The sequence below is a fragment of the Phormidesmis sp. 146-33 genome (assembly GCF_052939515.1).
Map to the genome: position 1 here is coordinate 1 of NZ_JBJPHU010000195.1, position 7580 is coordinate 7580.

7 protein-coding genes and 1 pseudogene are annotated in these 7580 nt (G+C 46.4%); 5 read left to right on the top strand and 3 right to left on the bottom strand.

Annotated features, from left to right (window positions below):
* Positions 1-95: 95 nt before the first annotated feature.
* Positions 96-326: a hypothetical protein gene (locus ACJ2PR_RS34355; RefSeq protein WP_446880413.1), complete on the top strand. Its 231-nt coding sequence runs from the start codon at positions 96-98 to the stop codon at positions 324-326.
* A 486-nt stretch (positions 327-812) separates the two neighbouring features.
* Positions 813-980, top strand: a complete 168-nt coding sequence (locus ACJ2PR_RS34360) for a hypothetical protein (protein ID WP_446880414.1) — start codon at positions 813-815, stop codon at positions 978-980.
* Between the two features lie 695 nt (positions 981-1675).
* On the opposite strand, the gene ACJ2PR_RS34365 is transcribed toward ACJ2PR_RS34360, so the two are convergent.
* From ACJ2PR_RS34365 to ACJ2PR_RS34375, 3 genes are all read right to left on the bottom strand, one after another.
* The gene (locus tag ACJ2PR_RS34365; RefSeq protein WP_446880415.1) at positions 1676-2200 is read right to left on the bottom strand and encodes a hypothetical protein; all 525 of its coding nucleotides are present in this window, start codon (positions 2198-2200) and stop codon (positions 1676-1678) included.
* A gap of 140 nt (positions 2201-2340) precedes the next feature.
* Positions 2341-2994: a hypothetical protein gene (locus tag ACJ2PR_RS34370; RefSeq protein WP_446880416.1), complete on the bottom strand. Its 654-nt coding sequence runs from the start codon at positions 2992-2994 to the stop codon at positions 2341-2343.
* A 376-nt stretch (positions 2995-3370) separates the two neighbouring features.
* A complete protein-coding gene (locus ACJ2PR_RS34375; RefSeq protein ID WP_446880417.1) occupies positions 3371-3658 on the bottom strand; it encodes a Mo-dependent nitrogenase C-terminal domain-containing protein in 288 nt (95 codons plus the stop codon).
* A 263-nt stretch (positions 3659-3921) separates the two neighbouring features.
* Here ACJ2PR_RS34375 and ACJ2PR_RS34380 point away from each other — a divergent pair, with 263 nt between their 5' ends.
* From ACJ2PR_RS34380 to ACJ2PR_RS34390, 3 genes and pseudogenes are all read left to right on the top strand, one after another.
* Complete coding sequence (locus ACJ2PR_RS34380; protein ID WP_446880418.1) at positions 3922-4200, top strand: hypothetical protein; 279 nt, start codon at positions 3922-3924, stop codon at positions 4198-4200.
* 528 nt (positions 4201-4728) lie between these two features.
* Positions 4729-6108 (top strand): annotated as a pseudogene (locus ACJ2PR_RS34385) (UDP-glucose dehydrogenase family protein); the annotation flags it as partial.
* Positions 6109-6235: 127 nt separating this feature from the next.
* Positions 6236-7531 carry a glycosyltransferase family protein gene (locus tag ACJ2PR_RS34390; RefSeq protein ID WP_446880419.1) on the top strand — a complete coding sequence of 432 codons (1296 nt, stop codon included), beginning with the start codon at positions 6236-6238 and terminating at the stop codon, positions 7529-7531.
* Positions 7532-7580: the final 49 nt, after the last annotated feature.

Below are 7580 nucleotides of genomic sequence, written 5' to 3' on the forward strand. Positions count from 1 at the left end.
GCCAGCCGTCCCCAGATATTGCTATCTGTTTAGGCTGAACGAATCACACACCAAAGACAACGCTAAGGAATCGAAATGCCAAAGGAGGGTGAACCATGCAAGTTGAACTGAACTCAGACGAGATTCATTGGTTGAGATACAGCGTGATTCAGTCAATCGCCAACCTGCCCGAAGATGCCACTGAGTTACGGGGCATTTATGAGGGTGTTTTGGAAAAACTGAGCGCTTATCCCTCAACTTTCATTTCAGACAACCTGCTTGAACCGCTGGAGCCACCAAAGATCTTCGTGCTTGACCATGACCAGGTGGGAGAGTATCGAGTGTGATGCCCTTCAGAACTGACTTTGTAACAAATCCTAAAAATGACTTTCCCCCATTGATTTCTCACATCAACAGGGGAGCAAGCCGAGTGAAAGAATTGCACTTTCGGATAAGTATTGTGCGGTGGTTCGGGGGGTATGTCAATAATATATAAACTTTTGTAACTATTTCCTTGCAGAATCTAGGTACATTGTGCTAATTCAGCACCATAGTCATTTGTCAATGTATTGTAAAATTTTGTTACAAGTACCAGATGGCACGCGCTTTCTGAAACTTTTTCTGCAAAACCTGCTAATCTTTTCTATGTCTAATTCGCGCTAGTTTGTGCGTACTGGATGGGTGTCTGACAGCAAGTTCTCACCTTGTTGATGAGAGCAAGCCAAGTGAAAGAATTGCACTTTCTCCTCACGAAGTTTGTTCTCTTCAGGCGCTTTCTGATAATCGGTGCAGCTCTGCCTGAGAAAGCTCAACAAACTTCATGAGGAAATGAGATGAATATCAATGTTGGATTGTCCACTACAGCATGTTTTCTGCTGTCTGCTTTTGCGTCAGTTTTCTTTGCTGGCTTCAAGTATGGAGAAGAACATGCGGCTAGAGTGATGCCTCGCTCAATTAGAGGCGAAATAGTTTGTCCTGCGCGTGACGATCATGCCTGCTAGATGTAGCGACCTGCAATCATAAATGCTCAAACCTGCAATCGTCGCATTTTCAAACCAGGATTAGTTGCAACTATCATTTCACTTCAACCAGGATTAACTGCAACTGAACCGGGACTTCCTTGCAATCAGCCTGCAATCATCCGCTCAAACCAGGATTAATTGCAACTGACGGAAAGTATTGTCAGACAATGGTTTGACAGCTTGTTTAGACAAATGTCCTGAGTTGAAAACAGGTCTATAGGCGCTTCAGCCAAGATGGACTGCACCTGACGGGCAAAAAAACGACCGTTTTCTTAACACCCCTGAAAACCTCTGTGTGCGGCTTCAACTCCCCAGTTTCCGGGTGAAGAAAGTCGTCTATCTTTCAAAGTTAACTTACTCAGCTTCGCTACGAGTTTCTTGACACTTCCTGAAATGATTTTTCTCTTGTTCCCTGCCAGTAAAGGATTCGGCTTATTTGCAGTTAATCCTGGCTGAAATGGATGATTGCAGGTTGAGTGCCAGTTAATCCTGGCTCAGTTGCAACTAATTCTGGTTCGAGCAGTTTTATAGTTGCAGTTAATCCTGGTTTGAAAATGCGATGATTGCAGGTTTGGCGGTTTATGATTGCAGGTCGCTACATTTACCCTTAAATACGCCATCGAGGATGAGATGCAAAAGATTTACGATTCGCTGGAGTCTGCCTTGGAACGCTTTTAGAATCGGATTTGACTAGTATGAATGACTCCTATCTTGCCGCATACATCCGTGTAGAACCATCCAGCTTCTTCTCCATAGGGGATGGAGCCATAGGTGATAATCGTCGCCTGAGTCTTAATCGAACACAGAATCTTGCCATTAGGTCCAGTTCTAACGTTCGACGGTGGAGCAAATACATATGCTCGTTTACGCTGATAGTGGCAAACTCGCTCCAACATCTTGCGAGTGGCTTCAGACTGCGGCTTCATTAGTGGCTTAAATACTCCGTTAGCCTCTACCTGAAACCTTCCGTCGCAGGTAGTAAAGGCAGTAGGACGATCCTTGCCGATTTGGTAAGTGAAAAAATAGCCAGGTGTAGCTCTGAATCCTACGCTACGTCGATCAATTTGAATTGAATCCAGATTGAGATAAACTTTCTCGCCTGTAGAAGCTACTCCTTGAGACTCCCATTGGGGGGCTGCAATCACTGGATTACTCAAAACTATGGTAACGAGCGCAGTTAGCATCACTCGCTTCAACATAATTCAACTCCAACTCAAGACTGTGTAAGCGAAATCGAGCATGACAGAGTGCCTCTGTGTTCCTACCAGACTCTAGCATTGAAATGATGTGAACTGTCCCCCCAGCACTCTTTTGCTGCCTGAGACACAATACTTCGTGATTAAATTCTCAAACCAAACAACCCCGAAATCATGGGCAGCAGCTTGCTACACGCCTCAAGGAACGTTACAGCGGTTGGTAGTTCAGTCATCATACTTTTCAACGTTCTAATTGCCGTCTTCGCTATTTGAGAATCCTTACCTGCTTGGCTTAAAGCTTTCACCTGTTCTAGAGCATCCGTTTTGTCTACCGTTCCTAAACTACGATCAGCCTCGATCGCGGTTTGAAGCTGGTAGAGCAGATCTGCTAATTGTCTAGCATCGGGATTTCTTGAAACATGAAGCTGAGTGATAGAGTTCATTACTTGTCCACTGATATCATCCCCAGCAATGTTGCTGACATGACCACCCGCACTGATGATATTTTTCGCGGTTATGTTGGTTTTGCCTGCCAGCAGCGCAGCATCTCTCTCATAGGTTAGTCCACCACCCATTGCTGCGATTGCTCCACCAATCAGGAATTGGGGGAAAACAGAAGCCATTTCGGAAAACTTTCTAGCTTGTTGCTCAAAGTTTGAGAAGTCGCCAAAATGCTCTGCAAACTCAACAAAAAGCGTGGCGAATTTAAACATCGCTAGAAGGCAGACTGTAAATCCAATAACTTGCAGTGATCGTCCCAAGTAATAAGCTAGACCCTTCGGTTTCTCGTCCATCATCGTCAACCTCCAAAATGGATTGGTGAACTTGATCGCGATAATCTCACTGAACCACTTCTGTAAGATACAAAAGTAGAAAGTTTTTTCCGCAAGAGCAACTTAATGAGGGTTTTGAAGAAGGGGAAAAGGCGTTGCCGAATGTCGCTCTAGTTCTATCTAAGTAGCTGAAGTCATTGTGGCATCGATAGAACATCATTATGATGTCATTGAAAGACTGTTTCCTGGTCTATCACTATCTTCGTTTCTTGATCGGTTCAGCAATCGGGACTAAGTTAGTATCCGGGTTTGAGTAGCAATGGAACAGAAACTCACGTTAAGGCTGTTTGTGTGACAGCAAAAGTCTGAAAGAGATTGCGTGTTGGCAGTTTCCTGATGGTCAGCAATAAGCTGCAATATCTTCTCCACAGACATCTGCCAAATAGCAAAGGGCTTTGAACCGCAAGCTAACCAATTGCTCATACAACGGATTCAGTTTGCACATCGGGGGAATGTGGAGCAGCACCCGACCAAAACAGCGAATATCGCGTTCAAACGGGCATTGAGCAGGGATAAGACGACAGAAGAAGTGGGCGGTTTCTGGGTTGCGGATTTCGATCGCGTCGAGCTTTTTAGCGATGGGCTGAAGGAGGGAAGCGATGAATTTGTTGGAGGTGAGGTGCAACATGATCGATCTCCTGAATGCCTGGATTACGGCTTCGTTGTCTGATGATTTACAGGGGTGAAACTGGGAGGTTATGCAGCAGTCTTCGAGTGATAAGTTAATCCACACGCTTCAGTTGGGGCATTCCGACTTAGCAGTGACACTCGTGCGATCGGTTGCAGTACAGGAAAACTCACAAAGTACCCGAAAGGGGAATACATACCCTCCGTAGGGATGCTCCTCAGAAGTGATGTCATGCTCACGACTATTCATTCAGAGCATTTGTCATGCAGGTTAGCCACTCTTCTTCCGTCCCCAAAAAGAGCATTTTCCAGAGCATTACCTTTTGGGGAGCCGTCCTTACTGCAATTGCATCCATCTCGCCCGTCGTTGCCAAGAATGTCGAAACGTATCAAAACACAGGCAAAATTGACCCCAATGGCATCTCTCAAATTGTCGTTGTGTTAGCCACTACAGGCGTGACGATTTTGGGGCGAATTAATGTAACTGAAACGGTTTACACTCCAGATGGACTGCCAGGAGCGGATAAGCCCAAGGATGAGTGATGTTCGACCTCAAGCACTACCGAACTGGAATGGCAGCTTATGACCGATGCCACCCTCCTACCCTTCAGTCTCAATGGGTGGCATTTAGCGCAGAACTGAAAGCTTGGTATAACTCTATTGACAACCTGCTCCTGGAATTTGTCAGAACATCCAGCATCAGGTAACAATGAAGCTTTAATGAGAAGTTTCTCATTAAGCTCAAGTTTGAGAACATTTTCGTGTTTGCCTCTATGAGGCTTTGCTCAGGAAATCTCTATCTATACTATTCAAAACTTTGTATTTGCTGATACGTTTATTCATTGGCAAATTACTGCAAATCTAAGTTTTAATCAATGTTTTCATCGCTTCTGTGAGAACTTTCTCATGTGATCTTCATGAAGTCTTTGCGAGGAGGTGCGAACCTGTTGAGCATAGAGACAGTGAATGCTTGGTTATCAATCGAGTTTTAATTGAATGCGGCATTCTTGAGAGGATTTAGCCTGATGCGAGTAACCGTTATTGGAACAGGATATGTCGGATTGGTGACAGGTGCATGTCTCGCAAGGGTTGGCCACCAGGTCGTTTGCGTGGATAACAATGCCGAAAAAATAGCATTGATGCAGTTGGGGCGATCGCCCATTTTTGAACCTGGAGGACATTATGCAGTCCACCATGCAATCTAGAAATTTAGAATTTACCACCGATTTAGGCGCAGGTGTGACGCACGGTGAGATTTTGTTTATTGCCGTTGGCACACCCGCACTGCCTACCGGAGAAAGCAATACCCGCTTTGTGGAAGCCGTTGCCCATGACCTTGGCACCCATTTGAATGGTAGGTATGAGGTGATAGTCAACAAGTCCACTGTGCCGATTGGCTCTGGCGACTGGGTGCAGCGGATTGTGATGGATGGGGTAACGGAACAACAATATGAAATTACTGGATTCGATGGGGTCAGCAATCCCGAATTTCTGCGGGAAGGATCGGCAGTCTATGACACGTTTAACCCCGATCGCATCGTGTTAGGCAGTCACAGCACTCATGCCATTAGCCTAATGCAACAACTCTATGCGCCGATCGTGGAACGCCAGTTTGCCAAAGATCTATCGTTGCCACCTGTCCCGGTGGTCGTGACGGATCTAACTTCGGCAGAAATGATTAAATATGCTGCCAATGCTTTTTTGGCAACGAAAATCAGTTTTATTAATGAAGTCGCCAATATTTGCGATCGAGTTGGCGCTGATGTTACACAAGTTGCTCAAGGAATTGGGTTAGATTCGCGCATTGGCAACAAGTTTCTACAAGCGGGTATTGGTTGGGGCGGTTCCTGTTTCCCCAAAGATGTGTCTGCTCTAATTCACACTGCCCACGATTACGGCTACGATGCTCAACCGCTGACGGCTGCCGTCAGCACCAATCGCAACCAGCGCTTAGCTGCGGTTGAAAAGCTCCAGCAGATTCTCAAAATTTTGAAAGGCAAAACCATCGGGCTGCTGGGATTAACCTTTAAACCCGATACTGATGATCTAAGGGATGCGCCTGCACTGGATTTAATTGAGGAACTAACGCGCCTGGGTGCCAAAGTGAAAGCCTACGATCCTATTATTCCAACCGATTCCATCCATCCGGCATTATCCAATGCCACGTTGACCACCAGCCCAGAAATGCTGGCAGCAGGCTGTGATGCCCTGGTATTAGTCACCGACTGGCAACTCTTCCGCACCCTGGATTACACCGCACTTGCTAACCAAATGCACCTGCCCGTCATAGTGGATGGGCGCAACTTTCTGAACCCAGAAGCGTATAGAGCAAGCTGGTTTCTACTACGTCGGTATTGGTCGTCCGACAGTGGCTGGCGCTTTACTATCCCGCTGCCAGATGTTGACTACCCAAACTATTTCTGTTCCTGCTTCACAGCCTGTTTTGGCTAGTGTTTGAAGCATCCACGACAAATTGATGCAGAACGCTGCATTGCATAGGCTAATGTAATCAAAAATCGCAAATCCAAAATCCACAGTGGTATCGCCTGTTCATCTACGCATAAAGGACAATTGCGCTATGAGACTGATAGTTTATTCCCACGATGGCTTCGGTCTCGGCAATATTCGCAGAATGTTGGCAATTTGTACGCATCTACTGCATTCAATCCCTGCCCTTTCGAGCTTGATGCTGTCTGGTTCGCCGATGCTGCATAGTTTTCGGCTTCTCAAAGGATTGGATTACATCAAATTACCCTGCTTGAATCGAGGCACTTCTGGTGAACTGTCTACCAAGTATCTGGGAACGGAAACAGAGGAAACCGTGCTGTTGCGATCGCAACTGATTTTATTGGCGATCGCCAGCTTCAGACCGGATGTGTTTCTGGTAGACAAAAAGCCCTTGGGGATGCGAAATGAATTACAAACCTCATTAGAGTATTTGCAAGAAGAGCTTCCAGATACTCAACTGGTGCTGTTGCTGCGAGACATTCTGGATCATCCCGATGTGACGATTCAGGATTGGCAGAAACATCGTTATTCCGATGCCATTCAAGCGTTTTACGATCGCATCTTGGTGGTAGGCAGCGCTGATGTATTTGATGTGCGTCAGGAATATCAATTTCCAGCAGCGGTGGCAGAAAAGGTGCAATTCTGTGGCTACATTCGTAAAGAGCCTGGCGATAAGAATCCAGCCCAAATTCGCCAAGCGTTGCAACTTCAGTCAGAAGAGCAACTGGTGCTGGTGACTCCGGGCGGCGGCGAAGATGGCTACAGCTTAATTGATACCTATCTGTCCGGTTTAGCTCATTCACCCTCGACGCTCAAGTTGCGTAGTTTAATCATCTGTGGCCCTGAAATGCCATTAGAACAGCAAGCAGCACTGGCTGAAACTGCATCGCGCTATCCTCAAGTGCAAATGGGTGAGTTTACCGATGATTTGATCAGCTATATGGCAGCCGCTGATGCAGTGGTTGCCATGAGCGGCTATAACACCACCTGTGAGATTTTGTCACTGGGCAAACGAGCCATAATGGTACCCCGAATTAAGCCATCTCAGGAACAGTGGCTCCGGGCTGAACGGCTGGCAAAACTGGGGTTGCTAGAGGCAATTCATCCTGATCAACTTACACCAGAGAACTTGATGCGATCGCTGCTACGTCAACTGAACGCACCCAAACGCACCATCTCCACGGCTGGAATTGATCTACATGCCCTGCCTAGAATTGCTCAGTACATTCGTAGTGTATTGGTAGAGAAAGGGTGTCAGCCCATTAGAAGCCAATTATCACCACGCCAGGTAGTGCTGAAATTGAGCGATTGTCATTCCTGGATCAATGGTCATTTGTCGGTTCCTGCGAGATCTCCGACTTTTTAATCTCATCAGGGGTAAATTCCCCGCCCCTTGGGGCGTAAGAAGGCTCAGA